This window comes from Streptomyces sp. YIM 130001, assembly GCF_003574445.1.
Classification (GTDB): Bacteria; Actinomycetota; Actinomycetes; order Streptomycetales; family Streptomycetaceae; genus Streptomyces.
Map to the genome: position 1 here is coordinate 1 of NZ_KZ984601.1, position 592 is coordinate 592.

Consider the following 592-nt stretch of genomic DNA (forward strand, 5'->3'; position numbering starts at 1 on the left):
AGCCAGCACCCCTGCAAACCTGGGATTGACGCGAGTGATCACCCCTTGATTGACTCGCGCATGCTATGCATACGGGAGGGGATGTATTCATGATGAATCCACTGAAGCGAGCGCTGGTCGCGGCAGGCGTGACCGCCGCTGCTGTTCTCACACCTGTCGCGATCGCGACGCCAGCAACAGCCGCGAGCACGACATCCGTAACCATCCAGGCCTGGGGCGCCTGCTTCAACCACGTTGAATACGCTGGGTACACAGCAGGGCCGAAGGTCATTGCGGCCTGTAAGAACCGGGCGACCAACACAGGCGTCGGCTGGTTCCCTAACCCGCACTGCGTGAAGGGACTCACCAAGATCGGTGTGCGCGCCGAGGTTGCTCAGAATGCCTGCTCCCGCGCGCACTAACCTCATGACGTCGTGTTGAGGCTGGCGGCGAGGACAGCGCGAAGACGCAAGCGACGGTAGGCGTTCGGCCCCTACCGCACCCGGCGGACGTAGCCGAGACCACGGCGAAGGTCCGCAAGGAGGTTCGCGTCAAGAAGTGACGTGGGCGGCGGGAGACCGCACAGCACGCGGCGAGGGGCCCCGGTCGGATC

General features: G+C 64.4%; 1 protein-coding gene. It reads left to right on the plus strand.

Features of this window, described 5'->3' with window-relative positions; all coding sequences use genetic code 11:
* Positions 1-89: 89 nt before the first annotated feature.
* Positions 90-401: a hypothetical protein gene (locus DSC45_RS36030; protein ID WP_162929463.1), complete on the plus strand. Its 312-nt coding sequence runs from the start codon at positions 90-92 to the stop codon at positions 399-401.
* The last annotated feature ends 191 nt before the right edge of the window (positions 402-592 follow it).